We start from the raw sequence: 17602 nt of genomic DNA, 5'->3' as shown, positions 1-17602 counted from the left end.
TCGGACAGACGAACCCCCCTGTCCGGGAGTGGTTCCGCCGACGGCGGACGCGGCGGTGGCCGGGTCGTCGGCCGTCGCTCGCGAATCGGTGCAGATGCTCACACCGGGACCAACGAGGCGAGATCACCACCGTCACCGGTGACACCCGAACAGTGCCCGAATGTCGCAGCTGATCACTTACCGTGATCGAAACCCGGAGTGACCGACCTTGAGACCCCAGGTGGGTGGACTACGCCGGACGGGTGGACGGTCGGGGTCACGGGGTGATCACAGTTGATCACCGGGTGGCGTCTAGCCTCGGTCGTGTGCTGACCGCCGACACGGAGGCGGATCCCCGTCCGGGATCCGGCCCCACCGACCGCCGGTCGCGTCCGACCGACCGCCTGCTCGCCGCCGCGCTGGGCCTGCTCTCGGCGGTGCTGGCGCTGGCGATCCCGTTCCTGCCGGTCGTGCAGAACACGGCAACCGTCAGCTGGCCGAACGCCACGACCGGCACCGCGCCGCTGAACGCACCCCTGGTCGCGTACCGGCCGGAGAGCCTGACCGCGACGATCGACTGCGACGCGATCCGCAGCCTCGACGACCGCGGGGCCGGCCGCGCGACCGTGCTGTCCACGACACCCACCGGCGCCCCGGACGGCGGCACGGTCGGGCTGCGCATCGCCGTCGCCGACGGGGTGGTCACCCTCGACAACCGCGGTCAGCGCATCGCCACCGCGCCGCTGCCCCCGCCGGGCGCGCCCTGCGCGCTCACGTTCACCTCGGACTTCGACGCGACGACGGCGACCCTGGGCGGGGCCACGCTCTACGAGTTCGCCGGCGACGGCCGTCCGCAGCTCACCGGGATCCACTCCGACCTCGACGCGGCCCGCGACCCGATGGGTGGCACGAGCGTCCGGTTCGACACCGACAACCGCTACGACACCGACGCCTCGACGCTCAAGCTCGTCGCGGGCGGTGTCGCGATCGTCGCGCTGTTCGGCTCGCTGTTCTTCCTGCGCCGGATCGACGACGCCGACGCCCGCCGCGTCGTGCACGGCCGCCGGCTGGCGCGCCGGCTGCGCGGGCAGGACGACCTGCGCGACGCCGTCGTCGTCGGCGTGCTGGTCGTGTGGGCCCTCATCGGGTCGATGACCAGCGACGACGGCTACATCCTCGACATCTCCCGGGGCAACGACACCGCCGGCTACATCGGCAACTACCACCGCTGGTTCGACGTCCCCGAGGCGCCGTTCGGCTGGTTCTACCAGCTGTACTCGCTGTGGAGCGGGGTCTCGGAGTCGGTGCTGTGGCTGCGCGTCCCGGCGCTGGCGATGGGCGTCGCGTCGTGGTTCCTGATCAGCCGGGCGCTGCTGCCGCGCCTCGGCACCCGGGTCCGGCGCAGCCGCTCCGCGAGCTGGGCCGCGGCCGGGGTGTTCCTGTGCTTCTGGCTGCCGTTCAACAACGGGCTCCGCCCGGAGACCGTTGTCGTGATCGCGGCGCTGGTGTCGTTCGTGATGCTGGAGCGCGCCCTGGCCACCCGGCGACTGCTGCCGGTCGCGGGGGCACTCGTCGCGGGGGCGTTCGCCGTCGCGGCGACGCCGACCGGTCTCATCGCGCTGGCACCGTTCCTGGCCGCGGCCCGGCCGCTTCTGCGGCTGTTCACCGAGCGGATCCGCACCACCGGGTGGACCGCCACCCTCGGCCCGCTGCTCGCGGCCGGGCTGATCGTGCTCACCGCCGTCTTCGGCGACCAGACCCTCGCCACCGTCGCCGAGGCCACCCGGGTCCGCCAGGACATCGGCCCGAACCTGCCCTGGTACCAGGAGCTCGCCCGCTACGACCTGCTGTTCAGCGACAGCCGCGACGGCTCGCTGCAACGCCGCTTCCCGGTCCTGCTGCTGTGGCTGTGCATGATCGTCTCGACGATCGTGCTGCTGCGCCGCGGCCGCATCCCGGGCGCCGCGCTCGGGTTCTCCCGACGACTGCTCACCAGCACCGCGCTGTCGTTCGCGGTGCTGGCCCTGACCCCCACGAAGTGGACGCACCACTTCGGCGCGTTCGCCGCGCTCGCCTCGGGCGTCGCGGCGCTGGCCGCGCTGGCGACGAGCACCGGTGTGCTGCGCTCGCGACGCAACCAGGCGCTGTTCCTCGGCGCGGTACTCGCGGTGACCGGTCTGGCGTTCCGCGGCCCGAACACCTGGTGGTACGTCTCGAACTGGGGCGTGCCGTGGTTCGACAAGCCGGTGTCGGTCAGCGGGATCCAGGCGACGACGGTGCTGCTGGTCCTGGCGTTCCTGTCGCTCGTCGTCGCCGGGGTGGAGCACCTGCGCTCGACCTCCGGGGTGCCGCGCCCGGTCCGGCGGACCCTCGGGCGTCGGCGCGGCCGGATCGGGACCGTCCAGGCCGTCCGGCTCGGGTCGGCGCCGATCGCGGTGATCTGCGCGTTCATGGTGCTGTTCCAGGTCGCCTCCCTGGCCAAGGGCATGGAGAAGCAGGCGGGCTCCTACTCCCTGGGCGCCGACGTCCTGACCGACCCGACCGGGTCGCGCTGCGGGCTCGCCGGGCGCATCCAGGTCGAGACCGACCCGGCCGCGAACGTGCTGCCCGTCGCGCCGGAACCGGCCGGTGTCCCCGACCCCGGTCCCCTGGCCGAGGGCGTCACGCCCGACGGCCTGCCCCCCACCGGACCGGGGTCGCTGCGCGACAACAGCGGCGACGGCGACGACCGGCCCGGCGTCACCGGTACCGGCCCGCTGGGTGGGCCGGTCATGGGCAGCTGGTCGCCGGACCCGGAGAACGTCGGCGACTACCGCTCGGTGTGGCACGCGCTGCCCGCCGCGGCCCGCGACGGCTCCGCGCCGCTGGTGCTCGGCGTCGCCGGGACGATCGGCGGCGGCAACACCGTGACCCTGCAGTTCGCCCGCGACGGCGCGGTCGTCGACGAGATCGAGCCCGGTGGGGCCGTCAGCAGCACGTCGGACTACTCCGGCGGCGCCTCGGGCGGCCAGGCGTGGCGGGACCTGCGCGTCGACCTGGCGGGCCGTCCGGCCGCCGACGCCGACCGGGTGCGGGTGATCGTGTCCGACCGCGGCATCGGGGCCGGGTCGTGGATCGCCGTCGCCCAGCCCCGGGTCCCGCGGCTGACCCCGCTGACCACGATCGCCGCCCGCGGCACCGCGTACCTGGACTGGGCGACGTCGTTCGTGCACCCCTGCGTGCAGCGCTTCGGCGTGCACCGGGGCATCGCCGACGTGCCGGTGTTCCGGATGCTCGCCGACCCGCAGCAGCGCACCGTCGCCGACGAGTGGGGCCGCAGCCGGTTCGGCGGCCCCCAGGGCTGGCTGCTCCGGACCGCCGCCCAGCGCTACGTCCCGACCTACCTGCCCGGTGCCTGGGACTTCGACTGGGGCCAGGTCCGGCTCGTCGAGCCCTACGACCCGCGGGCGGTCCCGGCCCCGGTGCAGGAGGGCGACCGGACCCTGTGGGGCTGGCAGCAGGTCGGGCAGGCCGGGGCCCCGTCGCCGGACCCGACGCCGATGCCGGGCTGAGGCCCCGGCAGACTCCGTGAAGCCCGATCCGAGAAGTGAGGCGAGAGCGAGAGCCATGCTGGACACCGCCCGGCCCCTCCGCGGGGGCGAGCCCGCCCCGGCCGACGACCCCGCCGGCGGGACCCGCCCCGGACGGCTGGTCGTGCAGCGTGGCCCCTTCACCGGGCCGACGCACCTGGTGCCCGAGGACCTCTACGCCGAGGTCCTGCGCGGCGCCGCCCGCCGTGAACGGGACCTGATCGAGCTGGTCCCGGCCACCCACGTCACCACCAACACCTACTGGGGGCGGCTGCACGCCACCTACTGGCAGCGCTGGACCGCGGTGCCCGAGGTCCGGGTGACGCTGCGCGCCGCGGGCCGCGGCCGGGTGTGGCTGATGGCCTCGGACACGAACAAGGTCGCCCGTGCCGTCGCCACCACCGGGGTCGACGCCACCGGGAGCACCACGGTCGAGCTGACCGGGGCGATCGACCGTTTCGTCGACGGCGGCGGGCTCTGGCTGGAGTTCGCGACCGACACCGGCACGCTGACCGTGTCCGACGTCGAGTGGACCGTCGCGGTGCCCCGCCCGCCGCGGCCCACCTCGATCACGATCTGCACCTACAACCGCGTCGAGGACTGCCTGAACACGCTGCAGGCGCTGCTCGACGACCCGGCCGCACTGGCCCGCGTCGGATGCGTCCGCGTGGTCGACCAGGGCAGCGACCCGTTGGAGTCGCGCGACCGGTTCGCGACGCTGGCGGCCGCGTTCGGCGACCGGCTCGCCTACCAGCGCCAGCCGAACCTGGGCGGCGCGGGCGGCTTCACCCGCGGCCTGTACGAGGCGACCGCGGGCGACCCGGCCGACGACCACGACGTCCTGCTCATGGACGACGACGTGCTGCTCGACCCGGAGATCGTCGTCCGGCTGACCGGGTTCGCCGCCTGTACCACCGCGCCGACGATCGTCGGTGGGCAGATGCTGAACCTGCTGCACCCGGGCCACGTCCACATCACCGCCGAGTACGCCGAGCCCGAGAAGCTCCGCGTCGGCAGGCCCGTGCCCGGTGCACTGGAGGAGGGCTTCCTCCTCGGCCGCGACGAGCGGCTGCTGCCGATCGTGCAGGAGCAGCGGGTCGACACCGAGTACAACGGCTGGTGGTCCTGCCTGATCCCCGCACCGATCGTGCGGGCCATCGGGTACCCGCTGCCGCTGTTCTTCCAGTGGGACGACGTCGAGTTCGGGTACCGCGCCCGCGAGCGCGGCTTCGCCACGGTGTCGCTGCCCGGGGCCGGCGTGTGGCACGCCGACTTCGGCTGGAAGGACTGGGACGAGTGGCACCGCTACTTCAACCAGCGCAACGGCCTGATCACCGCCGCCCTGCGGACCGGCTTCGACCGGCGCACGGTGTCCGCGACGGTCGTCGAGCTGCTGGCCCAGTACCTGGTCGCGATGCAGTACGGGCTGGCCGCGACGCTGCTGACGGCGGTCGAGGACTTCCTGCGCGGCCCCTCGGTCCTCGACGACGGCTCCGCCTCCGCGGCGGCGGAGATCCGCCGGATCCGCGCCGCCTACCCCGAGACGACAGCCGTGCCGTTGGCGGAGGCCGGGCTCGACGTGCGCGAGTCCGTGGTGCGCCTCGCCGGGGGCAAGCCGTCGAAGATCGTGCGGACCTGGGTGAAGCGCGCCCTGCTGCAGGCCACCGGGCGGGTGCCGTTCCGTTCCGGGATGGTCCCGGCCGGTGAGGCGCACTGGTGGCACGTGTCGCTGTTCGAGCGCGCGATCGTCACCGACATGGCCGAGAACGGCGTCCGCATCCGGACCCGCGACCAGGAGCGGCTGCGCGAGCTCACCACCCGCGGGGTGCACACGGTGCGCCGGCTGTGGAACGAGGGGCCGCAGGTCGCCCGGGAGTGGAAGGCCGCGGAGCCGCGGCTCACCTCCCGCGAGACGTGGGCCCGGCTCTACGACGCGGGCTGAGCGGACTCCGGGAACGTGGCCCACCGAGGGCCCGACATCGGCCGGTAGCCGGGCGGGGTGCGGCCCTCCAACCGGACCAGCAGCCGCAGATGTGACGGGGCCTCCGGTCCGTTCACGTGTTCCACCACCAGCGACGGATCAGCCCTGCGCTGCAGCGCCTCGACGTGCTCGAGCAGCATGTCCGGGATGTAGCCGAGGTCGAGCCCGTCGCCGGTCCGCACGAGCTGAGCCCGTGGATTCCTCGGGTTGCCCGGCTCCGGCCGTGTCCACAGGACCTCGCCGGCCGTCAGCGGCGGCAACGCGCCACCGGTCACATGACGGATGCCGTGGACGAGGAAGGTGCACCGGCTCAGGCCCTCGTCGTCGACGGTCGGCATCGGGAAGACCTGCACGGTGTCCCCGGTGCGGCGCCCCTCCGACCGGGCGAGCTGCTCCCACGGTGTGGCGTCGCTGTCGAGGTGTAGCTGGCGGAGGAACTCGGCGAAGTCCGCCCTACGCGGGCTCATCACACGCTGCGAGAAGAGGGGGAACAGTCGTTCCGAGCGGTAGTCGCGCTCCCAGTCCGGGAAGGTGAGGAACGGGTGGAAGCCCGCCACCTCCGGGGCGGACCGCAGGTAGCGGAACCGGTACTCGGTGCCCGGACCGTGGTCGAGACGCCCGACGGGGCTGATCAGACGGACATCCGGGTGCTGCCAGGCGACGATCAGCGCACCCGGTGACCTGCCCGCCGCGATCGACGGCGCCGGAGCCAGCACGGGCCTGGGGTCAACCGACATCGAGCAGCCTCCTCCGGTTGATCAGCAGCAGTTCCGTCGCGAATGTAGCTGCCGGCGCCGACATTCCCGGTGCCGCGGCGACGACGGCGGCGATCCGGTCCGTGCCGACCGACTCCAGGCGCTCCCACCAGTACGCTGCCGCGGGACGCCCTCGCAGGATCCCACGACAGACGTCGACCAGTGTCGGGATTTCGGACCGGGAGGCCCCCGGGGAGTGCTCGAACCGGTGGGCACGGGCGGCCGCGGCATACGCGGCGACCCCGTTCGTGATCAGTGCCTGCCGACGGGTGTCGCGGAGGTTGAACCCGAGCGAGCTGGCGTGGTCGTACGATGGCGCCATCCTGATCCGTCCGGGATCGGCGGTCTCCCTCAGCACCGCCCAGTTCTGGTCGTGCCGGTCCTGGTTGCCGACCCAGGCGTCCAGCAGCAGATAGCCCGCGAACGTGGTGCCGGCGTCGGGAAGTGCGGTCCCCGGTGGCGCGTCGATTCCGTCCAGCGCCCGGAGAATGGCCTCGGGGCTGTGCCCGGGACGGCCCGGTGGTCGTAGTTCCCCGTCGAGATAGTCGGGGGAACTCGCTCCGAGCAGGAGCGATCCCAGAACGAGGTTCCAGCCGTCCGGGGCCACATTGCGGGAGACGGACCCGGCCCGGCCGTTCCGCACCGCCATCTGGACCTCGGCGCACGGGACTCCGAGCAGCTCCCCGAGCTCGCAGACGATCTTCTCGGCCCAGTCCTCACCCTGCCTGTTCCCGTTCGCCGGGACGATCACGGGCTTGAAGAGCCAGTCGCGCTCCCGGCTGTGCACCGGAGCACCGGGTTCCCGCAGCCAGAGCTTCTCCTCCCGGCCGATGGTCTCCGGCCGCGCGGGCTCCCAACCGGAGACGTCGACGACCGGATACAGCACGGCGGCACCGTAGCGCCGAGTACCGACAGCGAGCGGTCAGCCCAGGAAGTCCCGTCCCGTGTAGGTCCTGTCGGCCAGGGTCGGCAGCCGCTCCCAGCCCCACCGTCGCTGCGTCCCGACGGTGAGGTCCCAGCCGTCGGTCGGGTGCTCGTAGCGCACCCGCTCGACGTGCGCGGGCGCGAACATCGCGCGCCCGCCGGGCGGATCGAGCCGCGAGGGCAGCTCGTCGAAGGTCGCGGTGCGGCCGATCCCGGCGAGCGTCCCGCCGTTCGCCGGGAAGAACGCGGTGGCCTCGGTCGCGCCCTCCAGGTCGTCGCCGGTGCGCAGCCGCCACTGCGGGGCCTGCGCGATGCCGTGGCGCACCGCGATCTGGTCCTGGCAGGGCCACAGCACCGCCGAGGCCTGGTCGGCGAACACCGGGGCGTCGCCGAGCACCGTGCGGGCGGGCAGGTCGCGGGCGGGCCGCGGGGCGCCGACGGCGAGCCAGGTGTCGGGCCCGTCGATCCGGTCGTCCACGACGACCCGGACCCGGTCGGCGGGGCCGGGCAGGGTCACCGCCACGTCCCGCCAGTCGGCGACCTTCGTCCCCGGCAGGTCGACCGTGGCCGTGCCGGCGCCGGACTCGACCCGCACGGCCTGGTCGCCGCGCAGGTCCCCGGTGAGGGGCAGGATCAGCCGGGTGGTCCCGGCCGGGACGGGGAACCAGCCGGCGTCGAGGGTGCCGGTGCCGGCGTCCTCGGTGTGCCAGACGGGGCCGGGGATCGACGGGCGGTCGGGCGGCGGGCCGTCCCGCATCACCCCGGTGAGGCGGGGCGGGTCACTCGGGAGCGCGGGCGTCGCGTCACCGGGGACGGTGACGGTCAGCGCGTCGGCCAGCCCGCAGCCGTCGCCGGTCAGCATGGCGAGGTTCATCGAGGCCACCGACGCGCCGGGGGCCTGTTGCACCGGGGCGACGACGAACACGGCGAGCATCAGCGCGACGCCGCCGGCCGTGGCGACGCGCAGCACCGCCCGGTCCGGCCGGGGCGCGCTCCCCCGCCGCCGGGCCCACCACAGCGCGGCGGCGACCACGAGCAGCCACAGCAGCGGGCTGCGCAGGTACAGCGGCCCGAGGTGCGGGGCGAGGACCTGCTGGTGGATCGGGGCGTCGACGACCGAGTGGTTCCCGAACGGCTGCCCCCAGTCGGAGAACGGACGCCACAGGTTCGGGCCGGCGTAGATCACCGCGGCGACGACGCCGAGCACGGCCGTCCCCACCGCGACGAGCCGGGCCGGGGCGCGCCGCGGCAGCGGGCCGCGGGCGAGCGCGATGCCGAGCAGCAGCGTCGCGGGGGCGGCGACGACGCCGAAGTGGTTGACCCACTTCGTCGGGCTGACGGCGACGGCGACGAGGCCGAGGGCGGTGGCGGCGAGCGCGAACCCGAGCGCCGAGCCGAGCGGGCCGCCGGTGCCGCGGCGCGTCGCGAGCCGCACCGCGCCCAGCGCGACGACGGCGACGGTCAGCAGGACCGGCAGGCGTCGTCCCCAGGTGCCCTGGTCGTCGGGGCCGAGGAGGTTGGCGTAGTGCACGAACTCCTGCCACCACTGGTACTGGAAGTAGTACCAGCGGTGCACGGCGACGGACTCGCGCACGTCGGCGAGGGTCTGGTCGGCCAGCCCGAGCGGCACGACCACGCTGGCGGCGGCGAACGCGACGGCGGCCGTCGCGAGCCGGGTGGCCCACGGCGCGTGCGCGAGGTGCCACCACACCAGCGGTAGCGCGAGCAGCAGCGGCATCGCGGCGACCAGCGCGGTCGGCGCGGTCGTCACCCCCACCACCGCGACGACGACGGCCGGCGCGAGCAGCCCGACCGCCCCGGTGCGGCGGGCGGCGGCGGCGAGCAGCAGCACCCCGGCGGCGGCCGCGGTCCCGGCGGGCTCGGGGCGCAGCGCGATGCCGTAGGGCAGGAACCAGGCCAGGTGCGCGACGGCGAGCGCGGCGACCACCCCGGGCCGGACGCCGGCCCGGCCCGCGAGCGCGGCGAGGGTGTACCGCAGCAGCACCCAGGTCAGCAGACCCAGCACGACCGGCACCACACGCAGCGGCCCGAGGCCCCAGCCGACGAGGCTCCCCCACCACTGCAGCAGGTACTGGCTGGTCGCGAACGGCGCCTCGGTGACGTCGAACTGGTAGATCGCGTTGCCGATCGTCCCCGTCCGCGCCCCCTGGCGGGCCATCAGCGCGTACCAGGAGTCGTCGATGTTGAGCGGCCCGAGCACCGCCCAGGCGCAGCTCACGACCAGCACCACGAGGTCGGCCGGACCGGGGCGGACGGGCGCGTCCAACACCCGGCGGGTGCCGGTCCAGGTCCGCACGGCGACGGCGAGGGTGGCGGCCAGCGCGAGCAGGTGCGCGACGAGCAGCGCGACCTTCAGCGGCGACGGCGACGACGCGTAGCGCGCGTCGGTGTGCAGCGTGACCGCGAGCCCGGCCGCGGCGGACCCGGTGACGTCGGTGGCGAGTTCGGCGACCTGCGGCGGTGCGACGTCGAGGCGCTCGGCGAGGATCGCGCCGTCGCGGGCGACGACGGTGCCCCCGTCCGCGGAGGTCACCTCGAGCACGCAGCCCGACCCGGCGGGCGCGGTGGCGAGCACCCGGTCGCCGGTGCGCAGCGTGAGCGTCCCGCCGGCCACGCTCGCGACGAAGCCCGGCGCGGTCACCGGGTTCTCCTCGGCGGCGGGCATCGTCCGCAGCACGTCGCCCTCGCCCAGGGCGGCCGCCGCGGCGCACGGGACGGTCGCGGAGAACTCCAGCGGCCGGTACGGCGAGAGCGGCAGCACCGTGCTCGCCGGTGCCTGTCCCGCCCGGGGCCAGGTGACGACCGGGTCCTCGGCGTCGACGGGGGCGATCGCGGCGGCGAGACCGAGCAGGCAGGTGACGACGCCGAGCAGGAGCAGCAGCGGCCCCCGGCGGGCGGGACTCACTCGAAGATCTGCTTCCAACCGTCCTTGCCGGTCAGCACGGGCGCCGCCGCCCGGTAGCGGGCACGCAGTCCGTCCCAGTCCGCCGCGACGGCGCGGTGCAGCCGGAACGACTCCGCGACCATCTCCTTGAACATCGCCGGGTCACGACGGCGGAAGGTCACCCCGCGGCCGTCCGGGGTGGACACCGTCGCGGAGTCCAGGCCGGCCAGCACGAACCACTGGGCGTTCTTCCACGGCACGTTGCGCTGCGGGCGCTCGCGCAGCGCCGGGTCCGGGGTGCGCAGGTTGCGCAGCACCCCGCGGGCGAGCCCGACCGCGGCCTTCGCCCGGCCCACCGGGGGCTTCGGGAACAGCTGGGCGCCCAGCGCGTCGAGGTCGGCGAGCGGCACCTCGGTCGCGGAGTCGAGCGGGCGGCCGTCGTCGTACTGCGCCCGCAGGGCCCGGATCTCGTCGAGCACCACGGGCAGCTTCGGGAACAGCGCCTCGGGGCCCGCCAGGAAGTCGGTGAAGCCCTTGATCTGCAGCGCGACCGCCGAGTACTCCATGAGCATCAGGTGGCGCAGGGTCCGCTTGAAGGTCTCCTTCAGCATCGCGCGCGGGTCGTCGGGGCCGTGCAGGGCCGCGGCGACGAGCCGGTTGCGGTAGTGGAAGTAGGCCTGCCAGTCCGAGGAGTCGTCCTTCTCGATGAAGGACATGTGCCAGATCGCGACGCCTGGGACGGTCGCGGTGCGGAACCCGGCGGCGCGGGCGCGCAGGCCGTACTCGGCGTCGTCCCACTTGATGAACAGCGGCAGCGGCAGCCCGAGCTGCTCCGCGGCCCGGCGCGGGATCAGGCACATCCACCAGGCGTTGTAGTCGACGTCGACGCGGCGGTGCAGCCAGCGGGTCTGGCGCAGGGTGCGCGCGGCGAGGTCGTGGTGGGCCTCGGTGTCCGGGGCGGGGCGCCACAGGAACTGGTTGCGGTCGACGACCTCGCCCATGGTGGACAGCTGCGAGCGCGCCTGCAGCGACAACATCTGCCCGCCGACGAGCATCGGCTCGCGGGAGAACCGGCTGAACGCGATCGCGCGGAGCACCGACTCGGGCTCGAGCAGGATGTCGTCGTCCATGTAGAGGACCTGCTCGCAGTCGATCCCGCCCGCGTGCGGGCCGGTGCCGTGCAGGACCTCGTACATGATCCGGGCGTAGCCGCCGGAGCCGCCCAGGTTGGGCTGGTCGATGATCCGCAGCCGGTCCCCGAGCGCGGCCGCGGCCTGCTCGTAGCCGGCCTCGTCGCGGACCTTGCGGGTGCCCTGGTCGGGGAGGATCACCGCGGTGATCGCCTCGAGGACCTGCGGGTCGGAGCCGAGCGCGGTGAGTGTGGCGACGCAGTCGGCCGGGCGGTTGAACGTCGGCATCCCGACGACGACGGCCGCGCGGCCGGGGGCGTCGTGCGGGGCGTGCCAGCCGCCGCCGTGCAGGGTGAGATCGGCATCGTCGGTGGACAGGTCGAACCAGTACCAGCCGCCGTCCTCGAAGGGGCGCAGGTCCAGTTCCAGGGTGACCCGGCGGCGGCCCTCGACCACCTCACCGGCGACGACGATCTGCGACCCGTCGGCCTTGGTGCGGTAGACGTCGACGCGGCCGGAGCCCTCCAGGTCCAGGCGCAGCTCGATGCTGGTGAGCGTCGACCAGGCCCGCCAGTAGCCGGCGGCGAAGGCGTTGAAGTAGGCGCCGAAGGAGACCTCGGTGGCCGCGGGGACGGTCGCGCTGGTGCGGTCGAGGATCCGGGTGCGGCGGCCGCCGATGGTCGAGACGGTCAGCGAGAGCGGGCGCGCGTCCTCGTCGGCCAGCGGCTCGACCGGGGCGAGCGTGGTGCCGGGGCGCTCGTCGAGGTAGAGCGCGCGGACGGCGGTCGGGTCGGCGGGCCGGGGCAGGACCACCCGCTGCAGCAGCGTCTCGCCGCTGGTCGTGGCCGGGGTGGTGGAGGACACCTGACCTCGCTGGTCCGTCGTGGTCATCGCAGGAGCTGCCTCTGTCGTCGCGGGGGCGCGGGGGCCCGGGCGGCGGCGCTGCCGGTCCGCCCGGGTCCGGGTGGAGTCGTGCGCGAGCGTAGCCGCGGGCGGTGCGGGAGCCGGGAGGCGGGCGGGCGCGGCGGGGAAGCGGTGTGGATCGTCCGGTTCCCCGCCGCATCGCGTGCCAGACTGGCGCCATGGACGAACCGGCCCGGCGCGCGGAGGTCGCGGCGGTGCTGCGCGGCGCCGGGGCGCGGTTCGCGTTCATCCACGGCAGCCGGGCGGCCGGTGGCCGCCCGCGAGCGGCCTCCGACCTCGACGTGGCGGCCTGGTGGCGGGACGACGCCCCGGCGTCGTTCGAGGTCGACCTCCCCGACGACGTGGACCTGCTCGTCCTGAACTCCGCACCCCTGGAGCTCGCCGGTCGGGTGGCGATGGACGGCGAGCTGCTCCTCGACGACGACCCGCCCGCACGGGTGCGCTGGGTGGCGACCACCCGCAAGATCTACGCCGACGAGCTGCCGCGGATCACCCGCGCGCACCGGGAGTTCCTCGATGCCGTGCGGGGCGGGCATGGTCGATGAGGCACGGGTGGCCCGGCTGCTCCGGTCGGTCACCGACGACCTGGCCGTCCTGCGGGCGGAGTCGGCCGCGGACCCCGACCGGCGGGCCGACCGGCTGTGGCTCAGCGGGGTCAAGTACCTGTTCGTGACGGCGATCGAGGGCTGCGTCGACGTCGCCCAGCACGTCTGCTCGTCCGAGGGGTGGGGCCCGCCCGCGACGAACGCCGATGCGGTGCGGCTGCTCGGCCGGCACGGTTTCGTCGACGAGGACGTCGCGCAGCGGGTCGCCCGGGCGGTCGGCTTCCGCAACGTGCTCGTGCACGACTACGTGGACGTCGACGACGACATCGTCGTCGCCCGGCTCGCGGACCTGTCGGACCTGGACGCGTTCGTCGCCGCGGTCGCCGCCCGGCTCTGAGGCGCTACCAGGCCGCCTCGAGGATCTCCCGCACGTCGTCCTCGGTGGGGGTGCGCGGCGCGTTGGCCGTCACCGGGTCGACGACGGCGGCGGCCGCCAGCACCGGAAGCAGCCCCCGGTCCACGCCGAGCTCGTGCAGCGGGCGCCGGACGCGGATGCCCTCGACGAGCGCGGCGATCCCGGCGACGGCGTCGGCGGTCCCCAGCGCGGCCCCGGCGCGGGCGTACGCCTCCGCCGCCGCGTCGGCGTTCCAGTGCATGACCTGCTCGTTCACCGACGCGAGCGCGACACCGTGCGGGGTGCCCGTGTGCGCGGTGACCGCGTGCGCGATGCCGTGGACCAGGCCCAGCCCGGACACGGTCAGCGCCTGGCCCGCCAGGTGCGCGCCCAGCAGCAGCTGCGCGCGGGCCTCCAGGTCGGTGCCGTCGTCGACGGCGACCGGCAGCCACCGGCCCACCAGCGCGACGGCCTGGGCGGCGGCGGCCTCGGAGACCGGGTTCGCGCCGCGGGAGGCGAGCGACTCGACGCCGTGGACGAGCGCGTCGAAGCCGGTGGCGGCCGTCGCCGCGGGCGGCAGGCCGACGGTCAGCTCCGGGTCGAGGACGGCGACGCGCGGCCGGACCGAGGCGTGGCCCAGGTAGACCTTCCGCTTGGCGCAGGTGTCCTCGACGACGCCGAACCCGTTGGTCTCCGCGCCGGTCCCGGCGGTGGTGGGGACCGCGATCAGCGGCAGCCCCGCGACGGGGGAGGACCACAGGTCGTCGGTCGCGCGGGCGCCGTGGTGGGTGGCGAGCAGCGCGATGCCCTTGGCCGCGTCGAGCACCGAGCCGCCGCCGATCGCGACGACCACGCAGGAGCCGAACGCGCGCAGCGCCGTCGCGCCGTGCTCGACGGCCGTCGTCGACGGGTTGGCGCCGATCCCGTCGAACACCTCGGTCCACAGACCGGCCGCGGTGAGGTCGCCGACGACCCGGTCGACGATGCCGGTGGCGCGCAGCCCGGCGTCGGTGACGACGAACGCCGCCGCCCGACCGAGGCCGTCGACCAGCGCGGGGACCCGGGCGACCGCGCCGGGACCGAACTCCAGGGCGCAGGTCGCCTCGACCGTGAACCCGTTCACCGGACCCGCCACCGTGCGATCGCCTCCTCGTCGAGGGTGAACCCGAGGCCGGGGGCGCTCGGGACCGCCAGCATGCCGTCGTCGCCGACGGTCAGGGGCTGCGCCAGCGGGAAGTCGCGACGCGCCGGGGTCCAGTCCGGCGGGTCGTAGGGGAACTCGAAGAACGGGCCGCCGCCGACGCCGGCGGAGACGTGCAGGTTCGCGAGCACGCCGATGCCGTTCGTCCAGCTGTGCGGGGTGAACGCGCGGTGGCGCAACAGGGCGAGCTCGGCGAGGGTGCGGACCCGGCTCATCCCGGCCGCGAGGACGACGTCGGGCTGGTGGACGTCGAGGACGTCGTCGTCGAGCAGGCGCAGCAGGTCGCCGAACGAGCGCTGCATCTCCCCCGCGGCGATCCGCAGCCCGGGGTTGTCGGCACGCAGGGTGCGCATGCCGTCGGCGTCGGCGTAGGGCAGCGGCTCCTCGACCCAGAAGACCCCCAGGTCGGCGAGTCGCCGGACGAGGCGCCGGGTCGCGGCGAGGTCGGTGGCGGGGGCGACGTCGCCGGCCATCCGCCACGCCTGGTTGAGATCCACCATGATCGCGAAGTCCTCGCCGAGCGCCTCCCGGACGGCCGCGACCGCGCCGATCCCCTCCTCGACCCGGTCCCGGTCGATCCGGATCTTGACCGCACGGAAGCCCTCCTCCGCGACCCGGTGCGCCACCTCGGCACGCTCCGCGGGCGGGCGCAGCACGCAGAACGACGCGTAGGCGGGCACCGCGTCGAACGTGCCGCCGAACAAGGTCGCGGCGGGCAGCCCGGCGACCGTGCCGGCGAGGTCCCACAGGGCCGCCTCCAGCGGCCAGTAGTGGCCACCGTGCAGGGCACAGGTCTCGATGACGCGCACGTGCCGGGCGATCGCGAGCGGATCGGTGCCGACGAACAGGTGCCGGTAGGCGTCGAAGCCGTCCATGGTGTCGCCGGAGCCGATGCCGACGACGCCGTCGTCGGTGTGGACGCGCACGATCGTCGCGTCGAACACGGTGCGGGGCTCGGGGTCCCAGGCGGCGCGCAGCGGCGGGTCGAGCGGCAGGCGCACCCGGTCCAGCGTGATGTCGGTGATCTTCATCGGGTCCGGGGTGGTGTCGGGAGCTCGTTCCGGCTCGGGGTGCGATCGGGGGCGGTGCACCCCGAGCCGGTTGGTCCCCGAATCTAGGAAGTCGGCACGGCCGCGGCCAGGGGCCACCGGGAATCGAGATCATCGTTGCGCTGAGGGCAACCGGGACTAGCGTCACCGGTGTGCACAACGGCTACGGGCTCGGCCGCGACGTCGCGCTGCTGGAGGCGCTCGCCTCGGACGAGGCCGGGCGCACCGACGGGCTGGGCGTCGCCGCGGTCGCGCGGCTGACCGGGCGGGAGAAGAGCCAGGTCTCGCGCGCGCTGCGGGCCCTCGCCGACGCCGGGCTCGTCGAGCGCGACGAGGACACACTCGTCTACCGCCTGGGGTGGCGGCTGTTCTCGCTCGCCGCTCGGGGCACGGGCGGCCGGCTGACGGCCGTCGCCGAGCCGGTGCTGCACCGGCTGGCCGCCGAGACCGAGGAGACCGTGCACCTGTGCGTGCTCCGCGACGACGCGCTGCTGACCGCGCGGACGGTGTCCGGGCACTCGTTCCGCACGACCGGCTGGGAGGGCAGGCGCGCGCCGCTGCCGTGCACGTCGGCGGGCCGGGTGCTGCTCTCCGACGCGACCCCCGACGAGCTGTTCGTGCGCTTCGGCGCGGTCGAGGACCTGGTGCCGGACTACCCGCACTCCCGGGTCCGGACGGTCCCGCAGCTGTGGCAGGCGATCCAGGAGGCCGCCGAACGCGGCTGGGCGGTGTCCCACGAGGAGTTCGAGCCCGGCGTGGCCGGGGTCTCCGCACCGGTGCGCGACTTCCGCGGCCGGGTCGTCGCGGCGCTCAACGTCTCGGGGCCGACCGCCCGGCTGGACGGCCGGTTCGACGAGACGGGTCGGGCGACGGCGGCCGCCGCGGCCGCGGTGTCGGCGGAGCTGGGGTGGACGCCGGGGCGTTCCGTCCCATGATCCGTGATCAGTCCTCGGCCTCGGTGCCCGACAGCGGGCGCCCCTCGGTGAAGTGCGGGACGAGGCGGTTCTCGTACATCGTCAGCGCCGACCCGATGGCCATGTGCATGTCGAGGTACTTGTAGGTCCCCAGCCGCCCGCCGAACAGCACGTTCCGGTTCGCGGTCTCCTTGCGGGCCAGCTCGCGGTAGCGGTCCAGCTTCGCCCGGTCGTCGGGGGTGTTGATCGGGTAGTACGGCTCGTCCCCGGACTCGGCGAAGCGCGAGTACTCCCGCACGATCACCGTCCTGTCCTTCGGGTAGTCCCGCTCGGGGTGCATGTGGCGGAACTCGAGGATCCGGGTGAAGGGGACCTCGGCGTCGTTGTAGTTGATCACCGAGGTGCCCTGGAAGTCGCCGGTCGGCTCGACCGACATCTCGAAGTCCAGGGTGCGCCAGCCCAGCTCGCCCTCGGCGTGGTCGAAGTAGCGGTCCAGCGGTCCGGTGTAGACGACCGGCGCGTCGGCGGGCAGCTGCTCGCGCACCGCGAAGTAGTCGGTGTCGAGGACGACGTCGATGTTCTCGTGGTCCGCCATCCGCTCCAGCCACGCGGTGTACCCGTCGGTCGGCAGACCCTCGTGGGTGTCGTTGAAGTAGCGGTTGTCGTAGGTGTAGCGGACCGGGAGCCGGGTGATGATCGAGGCGTCCAGCTCGGTGGGGTCGGTCTGCCACTGCTTGGCGGTGTAGCCCTTGACGAAGGCCTCGTAGAGGGGGCGCCCGACCAGCGAGATCGCCTTCTCCTCGAGGTTCGCGGCCTGCCCGGTCTCGACCTCCGCGGACTGCTCGGCGATCAGCGAGCGCGCCTCGTCGGGGGTGTGGGCCTTCCCGAAGAACTGGTTGATCAGCGCGAGGTTCATCGGGAACGCGTAGACCTGCTCGCCGACCCGGGCGAACACGCGGTGCTGGTAGTTCGTGAAGCTCGTGAACCGGTTGACATAGGCCCACACGCGCTCGTTCGAGGTGTGGAACAGGTGCGCGCCGTACCGGTGGATCTCGATCCCGGTCTCCGGCTCGGCCTCGGAGTAGGCGTTGCCGCCGATGTGGTTCCGGCGCTCCAGGACCAGGACGCGCTTCCCGAGGCCGTCGGCGACGCGCTCGGCCACGGTGAGTCCGAAGAACCCGGACCCGACGACGATCAGGTCGTAGCTGCTCAGGTCGTAACCGTTCAGGTCGGCACTGTCGACGCTCACGGCCATCGAGGGTAGGGCAGGCGTGATCCGGGGCACCCGGCGGCTTCGGTACCCTCGCAGGCAGGTCGGAGAAGCGGACGTAT

The 17602-nt window shown here is 74.4% G+C and carries 12 protein-coding genes; 5 read left to right on the top strand and 7 right to left on the bottom strand.

The window, feature by feature from the left end:
• Positions 1 to 305: 305 nt before the first annotated feature.
• A complete protein-coding gene (locus ATL51_RS17195) occupies positions 306 to 3530 on the top strand; it encodes an arabinosyltransferase domain-containing protein (protein ID WP_167410009.1) in 3225 nt (1074 codons plus the stop codon).
• A gap of 55 nt (positions 3531 to 3585) precedes the next feature.
• A complete protein-coding gene (locus tag ATL51_RS17190) occupies positions 3586 to 5490 on the top strand; it encodes a glycosyltransferase (RefSeq protein WP_100879189.1) in 1905 nt (634 codons plus the stop codon).
• Here ATL51_RS17190 and ATL51_RS17185 read toward each other — a convergent pair.
• From ATL51_RS17185 to ATL51_RS17170, 4 genes are read right to left on the bottom strand one after another with little or no spacing between them, the layout of a single operon-like run.
• The gene (locus ATL51_RS17185; RefSeq protein WP_157818406.1) at positions 5475 to 6266 is read right to left on the bottom strand and encodes a hypothetical protein; all 792 of its coding nucleotides are present in this window, start codon (positions 6264 to 6266) and stop codon (positions 5475 to 5477) included. The two genes, ATL51_RS17190 and ATL51_RS17185, sit on opposite strands and share 16 nt — an antisense overlap.
• The gene (locus ATL51_RS17180) at positions 6256 to 7170 is read right to left on the bottom strand and encodes a HipA domain-containing protein (RefSeq protein ID WP_100879187.1); all 915 of its coding nucleotides are present in this window, start codon (positions 7168 to 7170) and stop codon (positions 6256 to 6258) included. The genes ATL51_RS17185 and ATL51_RS17180 overlap by 11 nt, the downstream gene beginning before the upstream one ends.
• Positions 7171 to 7206: 36 nt before the next feature.
• Positions 7207 to 10134, bottom strand: coding sequence for an arabinosyltransferase domain-containing protein (locus ATL51_RS17175; RefSeq protein WP_157818405.1), 2928 nt, complete (start codon positions 10132 to 10134; stop codon positions 7207 to 7209).
• Positions 10131 to 12134, bottom strand: a complete 2004-nt coding sequence (locus tag ATL51_RS17170; protein ID WP_100879185.1) for a glycosyltransferase — start codon at positions 12132 to 12134, stop codon at positions 10131 to 10133. The genes ATL51_RS17175 and ATL51_RS17170 overlap by 4 nt, the downstream gene beginning before the upstream one ends.
• A 191-nt stretch (positions 12135 to 12325) precedes the next feature.
• Here ATL51_RS17170 and ATL51_RS17165 point away from each other — a divergent pair, with 191 nt between their 5' ends.
• Positions 12326 to 12712 (top strand): nucleotidyltransferase domain-containing protein, encoded by a 387-nt coding sequence (locus ATL51_RS17165; RefSeq protein ID WP_100879184.1) that lies wholly within the window; start codon positions 12326 to 12328, stop codon positions 12710 to 12712.
• A gap of 7 nt (positions 12713 to 12719) precedes the next feature.
• Positions 12720 to 13109 (top strand): type VII toxin-antitoxin system HepT family RNase toxin, encoded by a 390-nt coding sequence (hepT, locus tag ATL51_RS17160; RefSeq protein ID WP_202968063.1) that lies wholly within the window; start codon positions 12720 to 12722, stop codon positions 13107 to 13109.
• Between the two features lie 4 nt (positions 13110 to 13113).
• On the opposite strand, the gene ATL51_RS17155 is transcribed toward hepT, so the two are convergent.
• On the bottom strand, positions 13114 to 14229 hold the full coding sequence (locus ATL51_RS17155; protein WP_100880766.1) for an iron-containing alcohol dehydrogenase family protein: 1116 nt from the start codon (positions 14227 to 14229) through the stop codon (positions 13114 to 13116).
• Positions 14226 to 15338 carry a mandelate racemase/muconate lactonizing enzyme family protein gene (locus tag ATL51_RS17150; RefSeq protein ID WP_100879183.1) on the bottom strand — a complete coding sequence of 371 codons (1113 nt, stop codon included), beginning with the start codon at positions 15336 to 15338 and terminating at the stop codon, positions 14226 to 14228. The genes ATL51_RS17155 and ATL51_RS17150 overlap by 4 nt, the downstream gene beginning before the upstream one ends.
• Positions 15339 to 15508: 170 nt before the next feature.
• Between ATL51_RS17150 and ATL51_RS17145 the strand changes: the two genes are divergently transcribed.
• Positions 15509 to 16291, top strand: coding sequence for an IclR family transcriptional regulator (locus ATL51_RS17145; protein WP_100879182.1), 783 nt, complete (start codon positions 15509 to 15511; stop codon positions 16289 to 16291).
• A gap of 7 nt (positions 16292 to 16298) precedes the next feature.
• Here ATL51_RS17145 and glf read toward each other — a convergent pair whose 3' ends face one another.
• Positions 16299 to 17525, bottom strand: a complete 1227-nt coding sequence (gene glf / locus ATL51_RS17140; RefSeq protein WP_100879181.1) for a UDP-galactopyranose mutase — start codon at positions 17523 to 17525, stop codon at positions 16299 to 16301.
• Positions 17526 to 17602: the final 77 nt, after the last annotated feature.

Source organism: Pseudonocardia alni (genome assembly GCF_002813375.1).
GTDB lineage: Bacteria > Actinomycetota > Actinomycetes > Mycobacteriales > Pseudonocardiaceae > Pseudonocardia > Pseudonocardia alni.
The sequence above is the reverse complement of the archived record's forward strand: the minus strand, read 5'-3'. Positions and strand labels throughout refer to the sequence as shown.

Coding starts and splice junctions, on each gene's coding strand:
- ATL51_RS17150 (WP_100879183.1), bottom strand. CDS start 15,338: ATGAAGATCACCGACATCACGCTGGACCGGGTGCGCCTGCCGCTCGAC.
- glf (WP_100879181.1), bottom strand. CDS start 17,525: ATGGCCGTGAGCGTCGACAGTGCCGACCTGAACGGTTACGACCTGAGC.
- ATL51_RS17170 (WP_100879185.1), bottom strand. CDS start 12,134: ATGACCACGACGGACCAGCGAGGTCAGGTGTCCTCCACCACCCCGGCC.
- ATL51_RS17185 (WP_157818406.1), bottom strand. CDS start 6,266: ATGTCGGTTGACCCCAGGCCCGTGCTGGCTCCGGCGCCGTCGATCGCG.
- ATL51_RS17190 (WP_100879189.1), top strand. CDS start 3,586: ATGCTGGACACCGCCCGGCCCCTCCGCGGGGGCGAGCCCGCCCCGGCC.
- ATL51_RS17165 (WP_100879184.1), top strand. CDS start 12,326: ATGGACGAACCGGCCCGGCGCGCGGAGGTCGCGGCGGTGCTGCGCGGC.